The sequence below is a fragment of the Micromonospora sp. NPDC049559 genome, assembly GCF_040676675.1.
Classification (GTDB): domain Bacteria; phylum Actinomycetota; class Actinomycetes; order Mycobacteriales; family Micromonosporaceae; genus JBFAPK01.
In genome coordinates this window covers 513,730-529,365 of sequence record NZ_JBFAPK010000001.1, presented here as the reverse complement: position 1 = coordinate 529,365, position 15,636 = coordinate 513,730, and the positions used below count along the sequence as shown (strand labels likewise).

Below are 15,636 nucleotides of genomic sequence, written 5' to 3'. Positions count from 1 at the left end.
CTCGCGTCCGGTTATGCCCCGGACCGGCGAACTTTCCGGACCCTGGAGCGGGCCCCGACGGGCCGGTCGACGGAGGTTGGTCAGCCCGGGCGCCGCAGGCCTGCGCCGCCGGCCTGTGCGCCGCAGGCCTGTGCCGCCGGCCTGTGCGCCGCCGGCCTCCGGGCGGCGCGGACAGGCCCGGCCGCTATGCCTTGCCGAACCAGCGCCGGAGCGACTCCGCCAGGCCCGCGGTCTCCTCCGCCGAGCCCGCCGGTGCCGCCCAGGCGACGATCCCGTCGGGCCGGACCAGCAGGCTCTCCAGGTCGTCCGCTCCGGTCGGCGTGGCGCGTACGAGCCGGACCCGGTCGGCCCAGGGCAGCGCGATCGAGGCCAGCGCATCCGTCCCGGAGGCGTCCACCAGTACCGCTCGGGCGTCCCGCTGCAGGTCGAAGAGGCGTACGGTGCCCGTCTCGGTGAGCAGTTCCCGGTCGGCGACGGGGTGGCCGGCGCTGGGCTGGTCCCAGCCCACCGGATAGCGCATGTCGAGGCTCCCCATCAGGGCGGTGACGTGCGCGTTCGGCTCGTCGTACGCGAGGAGTTCGGTGAACAGCTCGCGCAGCGCGGTGGTCTGCGGATCGGGACGCATCAACGCGACCTGGGCCCTCGTGTTCTCCAGCGCCCGCGCCGCGACCGGGTGACGTTCCTCCGTGTAGCTGTCGAGCAGTCCTTCCGGCGCCCACCCGGCGATCTCGGCGGCGAGTTTCCAGCCGAGGTTGGCGGCGTCCTGGAACCCGAGGTTGAGTCCCTGGCCGCCGAAGGGCGGGTGTACGTGCGCGGCGTCGCCGGCGAGCAGGACCCGCCCGCGCCGGTAACTGTCGGCCTGGCGGGTGTTGTCGGTCCAGCGGGTGCCGCTCAGCAGGGCGGTGACCGTGACGTCGGTGCCACTGACCCGGCGGAGGCTGGCCTGGATCTCCTCCGCCGTGACCAGGGTGTCCCGGTCGGCCGGCGGGCCGTCGAATTCGACGGTGAGGACGCGGTTGGGTCCCGGGCCGAAGACCACCATGCCACGTTCGGTACGGTGCCAGCCCGGCCGAAGTGGGTTCGGCTCGGCGATCACGACCGCCGCCTGCCGGCCGGTGATGGTGGGCGCGGTGCCCGGAAAGTCGAACCCGGCGAGCTTCCGTACGGTGCTGCGTCCGCCGTCGCAGCCGACGAGGTGGCCCGCGTGGATGACGACGTCCCCGGCATCGGTCCGGCAGGTGATCCGGACGCCGTCCTGGTCGGCGTCGAGATCGACCAGCTCGTGCGATCGGCGCACCGGTACGCCGAGCCGGTCGACGTGTTCCTTCAGCACCCGCTCGACCAGTTGCTGCGGCGCGGCCAGGGCGGGGGTACGGAACCGCGGGCCGGAACCGCCGCGCAGGATCCAGAGACCCGAGAAGTGTCCGCGCGTCGAGATGGGGGGTGACGTCGGGCCGGCCGCTGCGGGCGATCCGGACGCGACCGGCACGGGCGAATTGGGCGTGGCCGGACCTGGCGCGGGCGACCCGAGCTTGCCGGCCATCGAGGCGAACATCGCGGCGCTCGCTTCGCGCAGCGGCGCCAGCAGGCCGCGCCGGTCGAACAGTTCGACCGACTGCGGACCGACCGAGCCGGCCTTGATCGTCTCGCTCGGCTCGGCGAGCCGCTCGATCACCAGTACGGAGACGCCGGCCAGCGCCAGCTCGCCGGCGAGGAAGAGACCGACGGGGCCGGCGCCGGCCACCACCACGTCGAAACGTTCTTGTTGAGTCACGAAAATTAGAGTAACCCAAAGTTTTTGGTAGGACCATAATGGGCTGATGGAGACGACCCCCACGGAGGGACTGCGCGCCCGCAAGAAGCGGCTGACCCGGGAAGCGATCGCGACCACCGCCGCCCGCCTCTTCGCCGAACGCGGCTACGACGCGGTCACGGTCGGCGCGGTGGCGCGCGCCGCCGACGTCTCGGAGCAGACCGTCTACAACTACTTCCCGACAAAGGAGCACCTGGTCTTCGACAAAGCCGACACCTTCGAGGCGGCGCTCCGCGAAATGATCATCAACCGGCCGGCCGGCGGTCGGCTGCTCGGCGGGCTTCGACCAGGTGTGGCCCGCTTCATCGACGACGCGATCCGGTCCCCGAGCCCGGGCGGAATGCCCCGGCTCGTGGCGGTCAGCCCCGCCCTCCGCCGGTCGTGGCTCGACCTGATCGACAAGCACGCCGACTCGCTCGCCCGTACGCTCGTCGACGAGTCGGCCGGCGCCCTGTCCGTACCGACCGCACGCATTCTCGCCGGAGCGATCCTGGCCGTGTTCGACGTCGTGGTACGCGAACTCGGCCGTCCCGATCCGATCGAGCCGCACGTGGTGGACGAGCTGCGGCGACACGTCACGGTCGCCCTCGACCACCTCGAACACGGGCTGGCGCGACTCTGAGAGGCCGGCGGATCCGCCGATGGGTCGCGGCAGGCGGCGCCCAGGTGCCGCCTGGCGCGACCCCCGGGTCGGCTCGACCAGATCCGCCGGCACCGGTTGGGAGCGCCCGCGAGAAAGGCGGCCCGGCCGGAGGGGCCTACGCGGTGCGCAGCAGGCGCGGACCGTCGTTGCCGCACGGGCCGCCGCTGCAGTCGCCGGCGGCCTCCTCCTGCTCGTGGCCGGGGGTGGCTGCGGCCTCCTGCTCGCGGCTGGAGGCGGCCACGGCCTTCTGCTCGCGGGTCGCGGCCACGGCCTCGGTGAGCAGCCGCCGCGGGCCGGTGCCGGTCGCGCCGAGCAGGTCCCCGGGGTTGGAGAGGGCGCAGCGGTCGAGGGAGAGGCAGCCGCAGCCGATGCAGTCGTCGAGGTCGTCGCGGAGCCGCAGCAACTGGTCGATCCGGTCGTCGAGTTGCCGCCGCCACACCTGGGAGAGCCGGGTCCAGTCGGCCCGGGTCGGGGTCCGTCCCTCGGGCAGTCCGGCGAGCGCCTTTCGGATCTCCGCCAGGGGTACGCCGACGCGCTGGGAGACCCGGATGAAGGCGACCCGCCGGAGTACGTCGCGCCCGTACCGCCGCTGGTTTCCGGGCGTACGCACGCTGCTGATCAGACCCTTGGCCTCGTAGAAGTGCAGCGCCGAGACAGCCACTCCACTGCGCGCCGCGAGCTGCCCGACGGTGAGTTCGTGTCCGGATGCGGTCATGTCGGAACGATACCTTGACCTCAAGGTTGGTTCAGGTATGAGGCTGGAGTGGGTGGGCGACACGGCACCCGGGAGTCGGCGGGCGGGCGCTGCCGCGGCACGGGGGGCGGCAGCGTGGCCCGTCGGCGCCCGGCCCGGCGTCGGGTTACCGGTCCGCGTCTGGCTACCGATCTGCGTCGGCTACCGGTCGGCTCCGGGCCGGGCGGCGGCGAAGGCGCGCCCGACGAACCGGACGAGCGCGGGGTTCACCGTCTCCGGGTACTCCGCCATCGGGTAGTGACCGGCCTCCGGTACCAGCAGCAACTCGCCGCGCAGCCGCTCGGCCGCGAAGCGCGCCTCGGCGGCGGGGTCGGGGAAGTCCGGGTCCTTCTCGCCCATCACCACCAGGGTCGGCGTGCGTACGTCGTCCAGGTGCTCCTCCGCCGGCCGGTGCGTGGTGTGGCTGGTCCGTACGAAGGAGCGCCAGTGGTCGCCCCGGCGCAGGCTCGCCGTGATCCGGGCCTGGTGTTCGGCGAGGTCGGCCGGCGGGCGTCCCGGGTAGGACCGGCGGTAGTAGGAGCGCCACATGCCCGGACCCCAGGGCTTCAGTAGGAGCAGCCGGAACGCGAGCATGGTCAGCCAGCCGGACTGCGGATCGCGGACGAAGGGGCCCATCAGGCCGAGACCGGTGACCAGTTCGGCCCGCTCGGCGGCGGCCAGGACCGCGGCGCCGGCCGCCATGGAGTTGCCCACCAGGAAGGCGGGGCCGCCGAGCTGTTCGACCAGCGCGATCACGTCGCTGGCGAGGGCGACGTCGTCGTAGCGGTCGAATCCGTCGTCGCTGTCGCCGTGACCGCGCAGGTCCATGGTGGCGACCCGGTATCCCGCGTCGAGAAGGGCGGGGACGGTGAATCGGTAGGCGGAACGGAGGTCGCCCATGCCGGGCACGCAGACGACCAGGGGGCCCTCGCCCCGTACGTCGTAGGCGATCCGACCCGTACCGCGATCAAGATAGCTAGCGCTCATAGCCGCAAAGCTAACAGCATTAGCTAGAGCCGTCAACGCCCGGGCACACGTACGGGCGACAGCCCGTGCGATGGCCGGATCCCGGGCCGCCGCCGGCCCTACAGTTCCGGCATGTTCGCCATCGCCCTGACCATCGTTCTGTACGTCGCGGCATTCCCCTTCCTCTATGGCGTGGTGCGCCTGGCGGTGCGGCACGGGATCAGGGACGCCGCCGAGGCGCCGCGGGAGACGGCGGTCTGGCAGGAGGAGATCTCCGGGCTCCGGGGCTGACGGGCACCGAAGCGGCGAGAACCCGGACGAGACGCCCCGCGCGGGCGCGGGGCCGCCCGCGAATACCCGGACGCGGTGGCCCGCCAGGCACGCGTGGTCCGCGAAGGCGCGGACCGGGCGGGCGTGCGGGCCGGCGGTACGGCTGGCTGGGCGTGCGGTCCCGACGGGTGCGAGGATCGCGGTCGTGATGGGAACGCTGAAGACGGAACCCGCCCGGACGCGGCTGGACCTGCTCGCCGCGCCGGTCGCCGAGGCGCTGGCCGGCTGGCCGGCCGACGCGCCGGTGGACGTGGACGAGGTGCTGGTGGCCCCGATCGACGCGACGCTCGCCGACACGGCGGCGTTCTGCGAGGCGTACGACGTGGGGCTGGACGTCTCCGCCAACTGTGTGGTGATCGCGGGCAAGCGGGAGGGCGAGGTGCGCTACGCCGCGTGCGTCATCCTGGCCACGACCCGGGCGGACGTCAACGGGGTGGTACGCCGCCAACTCGACGTACGCAAGGCGAGCTTCGCCCCGATGGCGGACGCGGTCGAGCTGACGGGCATGGAGTACGGCGGCATCACCCCGATCGGCCTGCCGGAGGAGTGGCCGATCCTGGTCGACGAGCGGGTGATCGCCACACCGCACGTCATCGTCGGCTCGGGCGTACGGCACAGCAAGATCGCGCTGCCCGGTCCCGCGCTCGGGGCGCTGCCCAACGCGCGGGTGGTCGAGGGGCTGGCCCGGCCGGCCGCCTGACCGCCACCGGCCCGCGCGCGGACGGCGCCGTCAAGCACCTGACCGCCGCCGGCCCGCGCGCGGACGGCGCCGTCAAGCACCTGACCGCCGCCGGCCCGCGCGCGGACGGCGTCGCGTCCCGCCGCCGGGCCGGCTCAGGCGATCTGTTCCCGGACCTGCCGCTTCAGGCGGGCCAGGATCGCGGTACCGCCGCGCACCCGCAGCGGGCTGATCGCCTCGGCCAGCCCCATCCGCTGGTAGAGGTCGTCCGGTACCGCGAGCACCTCGTCGGCGGTGGCACCGGCGAGCCCCTCGGCGAGGATGCCGGCGAAGGCCCGGGTGGTCGGCGCCTCGGGCGGGCAGTCGAACCAGGTGGTGACGGTACGGTCGGCGGCCACCTCGGCCTTCAGAAAGAACTGCGTCTGGCACTCCGGTACCTGCTCCATGCCGGTCCGGTCGGCCAGCGCGGCGGGCAGCGGCGGTACCGCGTCGGAGAACTCCAGCAGCATCTCCAGCACCACGTCGCGCGGGGCGGAGGCGAACTCCTCGACGATGGCGGCGAGCTTCGGCGGCATGATCCCAGGCTACCGCCGCCCCGGGGCGGGCCCGTCCGGTCAGTTGCCGAGCACCCGCTGGGCCGCGTCGCCGGCGGCCGGCGCCGGCTCGGCGCGTACCGCGAGGTCCCCCAGCGAGACGATGCCGACCAGGTTGCGGTCCGCGTCACAGACGAGCACCCGGCGTACGCCGCGCTCCCGCATCAGGTTCGCCGCGTCGAGGACCGTGGAGTTCTGCTCGATCATGACGATGTCCCGGGTGGCGACCTGGCCGATGGTCGTCCGCCCCGGATCGAGCCGCTCGGCCACCGCGCGGACCACGATGTCCCGATCCGTCACCATCCCCGCCAGCGTGGCGCCCTCGGTCATCACCACGTCGCCGACGTCCGCGTCCCGCATCGCCTTCGCCGCCTCGTCCAGCGTCGTCTCCGCGGCCAGGTAGAGAACCTGTCTCGTCATCACGTCGGCGACCCGGTAGCCGCTCATCCGCGCCTCCAGCTGGACTAGTGCGTCAACCCCTCGGGTTACCCGGTCGCCGGACCGCTACACCCGGTCGCCGCCCGTCGGCGGGCTGCTCCCGCCGACCCGCCGGTATCGTGAGCAGTCGTCCCCGTGCGAGAGGTGAACAGGTGAAAGCCACCGAGTTGTCGATCTCCGGTGCCTGGGAGTTCGTTCCACAGCAGTTCCCGGACGATCGTGGCAACTTCCTGGTCTGGTACGACGCCGAGGCGTTCGCGGACGCGCTCGGCTTCGAACTCAACCTAGCCCAGACCAACCACAGCGTCTCCCGTCGCGGCGTGGTCCGGGGCGTGCACTGGGCCGACGTACCGGTCGGGCAGGCGAAGTACGTCTACTGCCCGCAGGGCGCGCTGCTCGACATCATCGTCGACCTGCGGGTCGGCTCGCCCACCTTCGGTCAGCACGAGGTGGTCCGGCTCGACACCATCGACTACCGCGCCGTCTACCTCGCCGAGGGGCTGGGGCACGCCTTCGTGGCGCTGGAGGACGACACCGTGCTGAGCTACCTCTGCTCGGCCCGGTACAACCCGCCGAAGGAGCGGATCGTCAACGTCCGGGACGAGGAGCTGGCCCTGCCGATCCCCGAGGGCATCACGCCGATGCTCTCCGAGCGGGACGCCAACGGCCCGACCCTGGCCGAGCTGCGGGCGGCGGGCCTGCTGCCGTCGTACGAGACCTGCCAGGAGCACTACCGCTCGCTGCGCAACGGCGCCCGCCCGGCCGCCGAACACTGACCGGCGCCTGACCGGGGCCCCGGTCACGCCGGGGCCCCCACCACGGGCCGGGTGCTCCCACGCGGCCCGCCCGTCAACCGGCCAGCAGCCGCTCCACCAGCGCGTCGAGCGGCAGCTCCGACCGTTCGCCGGTGGCGCGGTGCCGCAGCTCCACGTACCCCTCCGGGAGGCGGCGGCCGAAGATCACCGCGCGCGGTACGCCGATCAGCTCGGCGTCGGTGAACCTGACCCCGGCCGACACCTGGGCCCGGTCGTCGACCAGCACCCGCAGCCCGCGCGCGGCGAGTTCCTCGCCGACGCGCAGTGCGGCCTCGACCTGCGGGCTCGGCCGTCCGTCGGGGTCCGCCGTCGACCGGCCCACCGCGATCAGGTGTACGTCGCCCGGCGCGACCGCCGCCGGCCAGCTCAGGCCCCGGTCGTCGTGGTGCTGCTCGGCGATGGCCGCCACCAGCCGGGACACCCCGATGCCGTAGCAGCCCATGGTCGGCCGCACCGGCCGGCCGTCAGGACCGGAGACGTCGACCTCGAACGCGTCCGTGAATCGGCGCCCGAGCTGGAAGATGTGCCCGACCTCGATGCCCCGGCGGATCACCAGCCGCCCGGTCGGGCAGGCCGGGCAGGGGTCGCCGGCCCGGACCTCGGCCGCCTCGATCGTGCCGTCCGGTGCGAAGTCGCGCCCGCAGACGACGTCGACGGCGTGCCGGTCCGGCTCGTTGGCGCCGGTGAGCCACGCCGTGCCGGGCGCCACCCGCGGGTCGACCAGGTAGCGGATGCCGAGCTTCGCCAGCACCTGCGGCCCGATGTAGCCGCGTACCAGCTCGGGGTGGGCGGCGAAGTCCTCGAAGACGGTCACGGTCGCCGGGTGCAGGGCGGCCTCCACCCGCCTGAGGTCCACCTCGCGGTCGCCGGGCAGGCCGATCACGATCGTCTCCGGCGCCGTGGCGCCGGGCCGGTGCAGGTCGAGCACCACGTTCTTGAGTACCCCGGACGCGGACCAGTCGTCCCGCCCGCCGACTCGCCGCGCGTTGGCGAACTCGACCAGCTCCGCCACGCTGGTGGTGCCGGGGCTGGCGAAGACCTCGGCGGGCGGGTGTGCCAGCGGGTCGCCGGCGGCCGGGGCGGGCGTCGTGACCGCCTCGGTGTTGGCCGCGTACCCGCACTCGGTACAGCCGACGTAGGTGTCCTCGCCGACCGGCGCGGCGGCGAGGAACTCCTCCGAGGCGCTGCCGCCCATCGAGCCGCTGGTCGCGGAGACGATGGTGTAGTCGAGCCCGAGCCGGTCGAGGATCCGCCGGTACGCGTCGCGGTGGCGGTCGTACGCCGCCCGGAGCCCGGCCTCGTCCAGGTCGAAGGAGTAGGCGTCCTTCATCAGGAACTCCCGGCCGCGCAGCAGCCCCGCCCGGGGGCGCGCCTCGTCGCGGAACTTGGTCTGCACCTGGTAGAGCACCACCGGGAAGTCCCGGTACGAGGTGAAGAGATCCCGTACCAGCAGGGTGGCCAGCTCCTCGTGGGTCGGCGCGAGCAGGTGTTCCGCGCCGCGCCGGTCGGCCAGGGTGAAGATCTCGTCGCCGTACTCGGTCCACCGGCCGCTGGTCTCGTACGGGCCGCGCGGCAGCAGGGCGGGGAACTGTACCTCCTGGTCGCCGATGGCGTTCATCTCGGCGCGGACCACCTCGGTGACCCGGTCCAGCACCAGCTTGCCGAGCGGCAGCCAGCTGTATCCGCCCGGGGCGGCCCGGCGCAGGTAGCCGGCGCGCAGCAGCAGGCGGTGACTCGGCACCTCCGCGTCCGCCGGATCCTCCCGCAGGGTACGGAGCAGCAGGTGGGACATCCGTAGCAGCATTCGGGCAGCGTGACATGTCGGAAAGGCGACGTCGAACAATTTCGGGGAGGTCGCCAACCCTTCCCGACGAGGGCGACGTCTTGGGTGGCATCAATCGACCACGCACCATCGACCTTGAGGATCGGCTCGTGTGGACCCCCTGCTGAATGAGTTCGACATCTTCGTCCGTGCCCGTACCGCCGCTCTCCTACGCTCCGCGTACCTGCTCACCGGCGACCAGCACCTGGCCGAGGACCTCGTCCAGTCGGCGCTGGCGCGTACCCACCGCTCGTGGAAGCGGCTGCACCACAGCGGCAACGCCGAGGCGTACACCCGCAAGACGATGTACCACCTGCAGGTCTCCTGGTGGCGACGCCGGCGGGTACCGGAGTCGTTGTCCGGGGAGCTTCCCGAGCCCCGGCGGTACGCGGGCGAGGGTGACCACGCCCAGCAGACGACGCTCCGGCTGACCCTGCGGGCTGCCCTGCTCAAGCTCTCCGCGAAGCAGCGTGCCGTCCTGGTGCTGCGCTTCTTCGAGGACCGCACCGAAGCCGAAGCCGCCGAACTGCTCGGGGTCACGGTCGGGACCGTCAAGTCCCAGACCGCCCGCGCGCTGGCCCGACTCCGCACCGTCGCCCCGGAACTCGCCGAGCTGTACGTCCTGGAAGGAAGCGCCCGATGACCCCCGACCGACTCCGGCAGGACCTGGCCGACCTGGCCGAGGACGTGATCTCGGTCGACCTGCGCGACCGGGCGCTGGCCACCTCCCGCCGCCTCGGCGTGCAGCGCACCCTGGCGATGTCCGCCGCCGCCGTGGTGATGCTCGGCGCCGCGACCGGTACCGCCTTCGCCCTCATCACCCCCGACAAGGGGGCGCCGGTGCCCCCGGCGGTCACCCCGTCCGTCACCGTGGTGCCGACCCCGTCCGGGACCCCCTCCGTCGCGCCCTCGGGGTCGGCAAACGCGGCACCGCCCCGGCAGCTCACCGTGAACGAGATCAAGAACGGCAAGATCAGCATCCCGGCCTGGGGTGACGACTTCTGCCCGAAGGCCGGCACGTTCCAGTTCAGCAAGGGCAACCACGTCTACGCGCCGCGCGCCGACTCGCCCGGTGCGCTCAGCTTCCACGGCGACCCGGTCTTCGTGGACGTCGACGGCGACGGCGGCAAGGAGGCGATCGTGGAGATCGTCTGCAGCCCGTTCGCGGTCAACGCTCAGCAGGTGCTGGCGCTGCGCCACGGGACCGATGGCACGATCGAAACCGTCGGCCAGGTCGCGGAGGTCTCCACCCAGGCCGGCGGCATGATGACCGAGGTGCGGGCGGGCGCGTCCGGCACGGTCCGGGTGCGTTGGCAGGACAACCAGTTCGGTTCCTCGGCCCCGGACCAGTGGCGCACGTACAGGTTCAGCGACGGCCGGTTTCGCCAGACCGACGGCCCGACCTCGTTCCCCGACGCGAGCATCGACCTCAAGCCGCAGGCCGACCGCACCCTCACCCTGACCAAGGGCGCGGAGGGGGCCTACTGGGGGGAGTTGGTGGTCACCGTCCGGAACGCCGACGACGACGCCGCCGCGACGCAGGTCGCGAGCCACGTCACTCTGCCGGCCGGGGTCGAGCTGATGAGCGTGCGGAGCGGCGCCGGCGAGGGCTGTGGGGTGCACGACGCCGGGCCGCCGCGGGTCATGATCTGCGACCTCGCCAAGTTCGGGCAGATCCCGGCGCAGGGAAGCAGGACCTACACGTTCCAGTTCGTGTATCGGGGGACGGCGACGCCGGCCAGCGGCAAGGTTGAGTTCTTCGCCGCGCAGCAGGAGCGGACGAAGGTCGACAACACGATCGCGTACTCGATCAAATTGGCGGGGTGAGCCGGGCCGGGCGTGCGGCCCGGACCAGCGGGCGCCGGCCGTGGTGACGGCCGGCGCCCGCGCCGGGTGCGGCGTACGCCACGTTGCGGGCGCGCGGGCGGGCGGAGGATGGGCTCCGGGTGCCAGACTGGCCGACGCATTACTTCCCGGTAGGTAGGGGCCCCGGTACGCCGGGGCCTCCGGTAGGCGTGGGGAGGTCCCGCTGGGCGCGGGAGCTTTCCCGGGTAGGCGTAGGGGGCGGCACGTGCGCTGGCGCAAGTTCGTGGCGGTCGGAGACAGCTTCACCGAGGGCCTGGACGACCCGTACCCCGACGGCACGTACCGCGGCTGGGCCGACCTGGTGGCCGCCCGGCTGGCCGTCGACGCCGGCCCCGACTTCGGGTACGCCAACCTGGCGATCCGTGGCCGGCTCTTCGGCAACATCGTGGCCGAGCAGGTTCCCGCCGCGCTCGACATGCAGCCGGATCTGATCAGCTTCGCGGCCGGCGGCAACGACGTGCTGCGGCGCAACTTCGACGGGCCGAAGCTGATCAAGGAGTTCGACGAGGTCGTCGGCCGGCTCCGCGCGACCGGCGCGGACGTGCTGATCTTCCGGTTCGCCGACGTGATGGCCCGGCTGCCCGGTCAGCGCCTCGTCGGGCCCCGGGTGGCGATGCTGCACGAGGCGATCGGCGAGACCGCCCGCCGGCACGGCGCCCGGGTGGTCGACCTCTACGCCGACGACGAGTTCCTCAACCCGGTGCTCTGGAGCGTGGACCGGCTGCACCTCGCCCCGGCGGGGCACCGGCGGGTGGCCGCGCACGTGCTCGGCGCGCTCGGGCTCACCCCCGACGAGCAGTGGCTGGTGGTGCCGCCCCGGCCGGCGCCGACGCCCTGGCTCGCCGCTCGTGGCGCCGACCTGCGCTGGGCCGGTCAGCACCTCGTCCCGTGGGTCAGGCGCCGGCTCACCGGCCGCTCCTCGGGCGACAACATCACCGCCAAGCGCCCGCTGCTCACCCCGTTCACCGACCGGCCGAGCTGACCCCGCCGGCCGGCGTACGGTGGGGTCCATGCCTGTACCGAGCGATCCCGCGCCCAACCTCCAGGACTACGCCGATCCGCAGCGGCTGGTCACCACCGAGTGGCTGGCCGAAAACCTCGGCTCCGACGGGTTGGTCGTGGTGGAGTCCGATGAGGACGTGCTGCTCTATGACACCGGTCACATCCCCGGCGCGGTCAAGGTCGACTGGCACCTCGAACTGAACGACCAGGTGACCCGCGACTACCTCGACGCGGCGGGCTTCGCCGAACTCTGCGCCCGCAAGGGCATCGGCCGGGACGACACCGTCGTCTTCTACGGCGACAACTTCAACTGGTGGGCGGCGTACGCGCTCTGGGTCTTCACCCTCTTCGGCCACCCGGACGTACGGCTGCTCGACGGCGGCCGGCAGAAGTGGATCGCCGAGGGGCGGGAGCTGACCCGGGAACGGACCGGGCGCCCGCCGGCGGAGTACCCGGTACCGCAGCGCAACGACGCCCCGGTCCGCGCCTTCCGGGACCAGGTGTTGGCGCACATCTCGGCGGGCCGGCCCTTGGTCGACGTCCGCTCGCCCGGCGAGTACACCGGCGAGATGCTGCACATGCCGGACTACCCCCAGGAGGGGGCGCTCCGCGGCGGACACATCCCTGGCGCGGTGAACAAGCCGTGGAAGTCCGCGGCCAACGAGGACGGCACGTTCAAGCGCCCGGACGAGCTGCGGGCGATCTACGCCGACCAGCTGGGGCTCTCGCCGGACGACGACGTGATCGCGTACTGCCGGATCGGCGAGCGGTCCAGCCACACCTGGTTCGTGCTGCGGCACCTGCTCGGATACCCGCAGGTGCGCAACTACGACGGCTCCTGGACCGAGTGGGGCAACCTGGTCCGCGCCCCCGTCGTGAAGGGCAGCGAGCCGGGCAAGCTGATCCCCTGACCGCACCCCCTCGGGGCGGACCCTGCCAGCCGGCCCCGGCGCGGCAGCCGCGCCGGGGCCGGCCGCTTCCCGTCACCGGGCTCGCCCCGCCGGGTCGGCCCGCGCCGGCGACCTGCCCGCCCGGGCCGGGCCAACGGGGTACGAGGGATCAGCCCGTCCCGGCCAACTCCGCGAGGACGGCCGAGATCGCCTGTGGGCGGAGCAGGTAGCCGAGGTGGCTGGAGTCCAGGGTGTGCACCCGGAACGGGTTGTCCGGCGTGGCCGCGTCCGCCTCGCCGATCATCCGGTCCTGGAGGGCGAGCGGGATCGACAGGTCCCGCGTCAACCGTACGAAGCTGTGCCGGACCCGGCCGAACGCCGCCGGATCGATGCGCGCGTCGGTGAAGGAGAGGAGCGCCGACTCGTCCGGCTGGCAACCGGCGACGATCGCGCGCAGCTGCGCCTCGCTGCCGTCGGCCAGGAAGGCCCGGTGGGCCGCGGCGAGGAACGCCGGGTCCGCCGAGCGCCAGTTCGTCCGGAGCGCGCCGGTCCGCGCCGGGTCACCCACCTTCGGTACCGCGAGGACGGCGCTCGGGCCGCCCTCCGGCGTCAGGTAGTAGTCGTACACCGTGGGCAGCCGTACGCAGCAGAAGGCCGAGACGTAGACGAGGTGGTCGACCAGCTCGGGTACCCGGTTGGCCACGCCGGTGACGGTGACCCCGCCGAGGCTCTGGCCGACCAGGACCACCGGCCCGTGGGCGGCGATCCGGCGTACGACGTCGGTCACGAAGCCGACGGTGTCGTCGAGGGTGAGCCCGGCCAGCTCGGATGGTTCGACGGCGAAGGCGGCCAGGTCCTGGGGTGCCTGGTACGACGGCGGATAGCCGGCCCGCAGGCCGTGACCGGGCAGGTCCACGGCGACCGCGCGGTGCCCGAGCATGGCCAGCTCCAGGACGACGGGGCTCCACACCCCGGCGTTGCCGTTGGCGCCGTGCACGAGGACGAAGGTGGGGCGGGACATGCTTTCCTCTCGGCCGGTCGACGGGGGAAGGGGCGGTGGCCGGGGGGTGTTCAGGCACGCAGGTCGTGCCGCCGGGTGTAGCCCAGGTGGAAGACGAGCAGCGGTACGGCGATGACGGGCCAGGTGGCCTGCATCGCCCCGGGTGCGGCGTCGACGGGCAGGGCGTACGCGAAGCAGAGCTGCACCACCGCGCTGAGCAGGCAGGCGACGCCCCAGACCGCGGTGAGCACACGGAGCCCGCGGCGGAACTGTGGTTCCCGGTCCCACCGGGCCTCCCAGGCGCGTAGCCCGTCCGGGCCCGCTTTGGTCAGCACGAAGGAGCGGAACAGCACCATCAGCGCCGGCCGTCCGTACCGGATGGAACCGAGCATCCAGACCCCGGCGAGCCCGCCGACCATGCCGGTCCAGGCGTCGCGGACGAGCATGGTGCGCGGATCGCCGGTCAGGGCCGACAGCACCAGCCCCAGCGCCACGACCGTGAGCACGAAGAGGGCGAAGAACTCGACCTGGCGGCGCCGGACGAACCGGTACACCAGCACCGCGGCCGGTACCGCCGCCGAGGCGAGCAGCGCCCACCACTGGTCGGTGCCGATAGCGCGCAGACCGTAGAAGACGGCCAGCGGTGCGACGAGGTCCGTCAGTACGCTCCGCACGAGCGCCGCGCGTGCGGACGCCGGCGCGGTCATCGGTCGCTCCGGGTGGCCCGCTCGAAGAGGGTGGCCAGTTCCGCGGCGTACCGGTCGAGGTCGAGCCCGGGATCGGCCGCCAACTCGCCGGCCGCCGTGTCGATCGCGGCCCGCAGGGTCACGGCCATCACGTGCGGGTCGAAGGCGCGGAACTCGCCCGCCTCCTGTCCCTGCCGGAACAGCTGTTCGAGCAGGGCCACCGGTGACTCCGGCCCGGACGCCACAACGAGCGGCGTGCCGTCGGCGGCCCGGGCGTTCGCGGCGATCTCCACCACGGCGCGGATGTGCGCCGGGTGGGTGCGCATGAACTCCAGGTTCGAGGTGACGTACGCGGCCAGCATCGCCGGTGCGTCCCGCTGCGCCCGGATGCGCGGGCGCATGAAGGCGCTCGCCGCGCGCAGCGCCTCCTGCACGACCGCCCGCATCAGCTCGTCCTTGCCGGCGAAGTGGTACGAGATCAGCCGGGTGCTGCTGATTCCGGCCCGGTTGGCGATCTGGGCGAACGAGGTTCGCCCGTAGCCCAGCTCCGCGAGGCACTCGATGGCGGACTCGACGATCTGTGCCCGCCGCGCCGCCGCGGCGTGGCTCTGTCGCTCGGGTGGTCCATCCGTTACTTGCATGAGTAAGAAGTTACTCGGCTGAGTAACATCCGTCAACGGGCGCCGATGCGTTCCGGGACGAAAGCGCCAACGGGTCCGGCGGTGCCGGACCGCGCGGCTACCCTGCGCTGGTGGGGCGGATGTGGCAGGAGTGGGGCGGGGTGGTCCTGGCGTCGGTCGCCGGGCTGCCCCTGGCCGTACTGGCCGTGCTGGTGCTCGCCGGTTGGCGTCGCCGGCGCGGCGTACCGGCCCGGCTCGCCCGGCGGCACAGCCTCGCCGAGGTCGCCATGGTCGTCGGTACGGTCCCCTGGATCTGGATGATCCTCACCCCGCGCCGGGCGCCCCGGCAGACCTGGCTGGTGCCGCTGACGGATCTCGCCAACCAGGTGCTGCACACGCCGCCGGTCGAGGTCGCGGTGCAGGCCGGCGGGAATTTACTGGTCTTCGCCGCGCTGGGCTTCTTCGGCCCGATCCGGTTCCCGGCCCTGGCCGGGCCGGTACGACTCCTCCTGCTCGGCGCCGCCGGCTCGGCCCTCGTGGAGACCCTCCAGTACGTGCTGGATCTCGGTCGCGTCTCCAGCGTGGACGACGTGCTGCTCAACGCGGCCGGCGCCGCCCTCGCCAGCCTGCTCTCCCGCCCCTGGTGGCGTACGGAGGTCCCACCGCCCCCGCCGGCGCGCGCGACGCTCGGGGCCGCGGCGCGCCGGTGAGGTCGCCGGGTACCTCCCGGCCCGCCCGCC

At 73.2% G+C, this 15,636-nt stretch carries 17 protein-coding genes and 1 pseudogene; 9 read left to right on the top strand and 9 right to left on the bottom strand.

The window, feature by feature from the left end; genetic code table 11:
• Positions 1-184 precede the first annotated feature (184 nt).
• Positions 185-1,774 carry an FAD-dependent monooxygenase gene (locus AB0J86_RS02370; RefSeq protein WP_363851170.1) on the bottom strand — a complete coding sequence of 530 codons (1,590 nt, stop codon included), beginning with the start codon at positions 1,772-1,774 and terminating at the stop codon, positions 185-187.
• 46 nt (positions 1,775-1,820) lie between these two features.
• Here AB0J86_RS02370 and AB0J86_RS02365 point away from each other — a divergent pair, with 46 nt between their 5' ends.
• Entirely contained in the window at positions 1,821-2,435 is a 615-nt protein-coding gene (locus AB0J86_RS02365; protein ID WP_363851168.1) for a TetR/AcrR family transcriptional regulator, read from the top strand.
• Positions 2,436-2,736: 301 nt separating this feature from the next.
• Here the strand turns inward: AB0J86_RS02365 and soxR are convergent.
• Together soxR and AB0J86_RS02355 are read right to left on the bottom strand one after the other, a co-directional pair.
• Positions 2,737-3,171 (bottom strand): annotated as a pseudogene (soxR, locus tag AB0J86_RS02360) (redox-sensitive transcriptional activator SoxR); the annotation flags it as partial.
• A gap of 180 nt (positions 3,172-3,351) precedes the next feature.
• On the bottom strand, positions 3,352-4,176 hold the full coding sequence (locus tag AB0J86_RS02355) for an alpha/beta hydrolase (protein WP_363851165.1): 825 nt from the start codon (positions 4,174-4,176) through the stop codon (positions 3,352-3,354).
• A 111-nt stretch (positions 4,177-4,287) separates the two neighbouring features.
• Here AB0J86_RS02355 and AB0J86_RS02350 point away from each other — a divergent pair, with 111 nt between their 5' ends.
• Positions 4,288-4,446, top strand: a complete 159-nt coding sequence (locus AB0J86_RS02350) for a hypothetical protein (RefSeq protein ID WP_363851162.1) — start codon at positions 4,288-4,290, stop codon at positions 4,444-4,446.
• A 187-nt stretch (positions 4,447-4,633) separates the two neighbouring features.
• On the top strand, positions 4,634-5,185 hold the full coding sequence (locus AB0J86_RS02345; RefSeq protein ID WP_363851631.1) for a YbaK/EbsC family protein: 552 nt from the start codon (positions 4,634-4,636) through the stop codon (positions 5,183-5,185).
• Positions 5,186-5,319: 134 nt separating this feature from the next.
• Here AB0J86_RS02345 and AB0J86_RS02340 read toward each other — a convergent pair whose 3' ends face one another.
• Both AB0J86_RS02340 and AB0J86_RS02335 read right to left on the bottom strand, forming a co-directional pair.
• On the bottom strand, positions 5,320-5,739 hold the full coding sequence (locus AB0J86_RS02340; protein ID WP_363851160.1) for a SufE family protein: 420 nt from the start codon (positions 5,737-5,739) through the stop codon (positions 5,320-5,322).
• 39 nt (positions 5,740-5,778) lie between these two features.
• Positions 5,779-6,204 carry a CBS domain-containing protein gene (locus AB0J86_RS02335; RefSeq protein ID WP_363851157.1) on the bottom strand — a complete coding sequence of 142 codons (426 nt, stop codon included), beginning with the start codon at positions 6,202-6,204 and terminating at the stop codon, positions 5,779-5,781.
• Positions 6,205-6,347: 143 nt separating this feature from the next.
• Between AB0J86_RS02335 and rfbC the strand changes: the two genes are divergently transcribed.
• Complete coding sequence (gene rfbC / locus AB0J86_RS02330) at positions 6,348-6,971, top strand: dTDP-4-dehydrorhamnose 3,5-epimerase (RefSeq protein ID WP_363851154.1); 624 nt, start codon at positions 6,348-6,350, stop codon at positions 6,969-6,971.
• A 73-nt stretch (positions 6,972-7,044) separates the two neighbouring features.
• On the opposite strand, the gene AB0J86_RS02325 is transcribed toward rfbC, so the two are convergent.
• Positions 7,045-8,814, bottom strand: coding sequence for a proline--tRNA ligase (locus AB0J86_RS02325; RefSeq protein ID WP_363851151.1), 1,770 nt, complete (start codon positions 8,812-8,814; stop codon positions 7,045-7,047).
• A 130-nt stretch (positions 8,815-8,944) separates the two neighbouring features.
• Here AB0J86_RS02325 and AB0J86_RS02320 point away from each other — a divergent pair, with 130 nt between their 5' ends.
• The 4 genes from AB0J86_RS02320 (at position 8,945) to AB0J86_RS02305 (ending at position 12,611) form a co-directional block, all read left to right on the top strand.
• Positions 8,945-9,475: a SigE family RNA polymerase sigma factor gene (locus AB0J86_RS02320; RefSeq protein ID WP_363851148.1), complete on the top strand. Its 531-nt coding sequence runs from the start codon at positions 8,945-8,947 to the stop codon at positions 9,473-9,475.
• Entirely contained in the window at positions 9,472-10,659 is a 1,188-nt protein-coding gene (locus AB0J86_RS02315) for a hypothetical protein (RefSeq protein ID WP_363851145.1), read from the top strand. The genes AB0J86_RS02320 and AB0J86_RS02315 overlap by 4 nt, the downstream gene beginning before the upstream one ends.
• 244 nt (positions 10,660-10,903) lie before the next feature.
• On the top strand, positions 10,904-11,680 hold the full coding sequence (locus tag AB0J86_RS02310; protein WP_363851142.1) for an SGNH/GDSL hydrolase family protein: 777 nt from the start codon (positions 10,904-10,906) through the stop codon (positions 11,678-11,680).
• 28 nt (positions 11,681-11,708) lie between these two features.
• Positions 11,709-12,611, top strand: a complete 903-nt coding sequence (locus tag AB0J86_RS02305) for a sulfurtransferase (protein ID WP_363851139.1) — start codon at positions 11,709-11,711, stop codon at positions 12,609-12,611.
• A 148-nt stretch (positions 12,612-12,759) separates the two neighbouring features.
• On the opposite strand, the gene AB0J86_RS02300 is transcribed toward AB0J86_RS02305, so the two are convergent.
• The 3 genes from AB0J86_RS02300 to AB0J86_RS02290 are packed head-to-tail and all read right to left on the bottom strand — an operon-like array spanning position 12,760 to position 14,917.
• A complete protein-coding gene (locus tag AB0J86_RS02300; RefSeq protein WP_363851136.1) occupies positions 12,760-13,611 on the bottom strand; it encodes an alpha/beta hydrolase in 852 nt (283 codons plus the stop codon).
• A gap of 50 nt (positions 13,612-13,661) precedes the next feature.
• On the bottom strand, positions 13,662-14,297 hold the full coding sequence (locus AB0J86_RS02295; protein ID WP_363851133.1) for a VC0807 family protein: 636 nt from the start codon (positions 14,295-14,297) through the stop codon (positions 13,662-13,664).
• A complete protein-coding gene (locus tag AB0J86_RS02290) occupies positions 14,294-14,917 on the bottom strand; it encodes a TetR/AcrR family transcriptional regulator (RefSeq protein WP_363851130.1) in 624 nt (207 codons plus the stop codon). The genes AB0J86_RS02295 and AB0J86_RS02290 overlap by 4 nt, the downstream gene beginning before the upstream one ends.
• Before the next feature lie 119 nt (positions 14,918-15,036).
• Between AB0J86_RS02290 and AB0J86_RS02285 the strand changes: the two genes are divergently transcribed.
• Positions 15,037-15,606, top strand: a complete 570-nt coding sequence (locus tag AB0J86_RS02285; RefSeq protein ID WP_363851628.1) for a VanZ family protein — start codon at positions 15,037-15,039, stop codon at positions 15,604-15,606.
• The last annotated feature ends 30 nt before the right edge of the window (positions 15,607-15,636 follow it).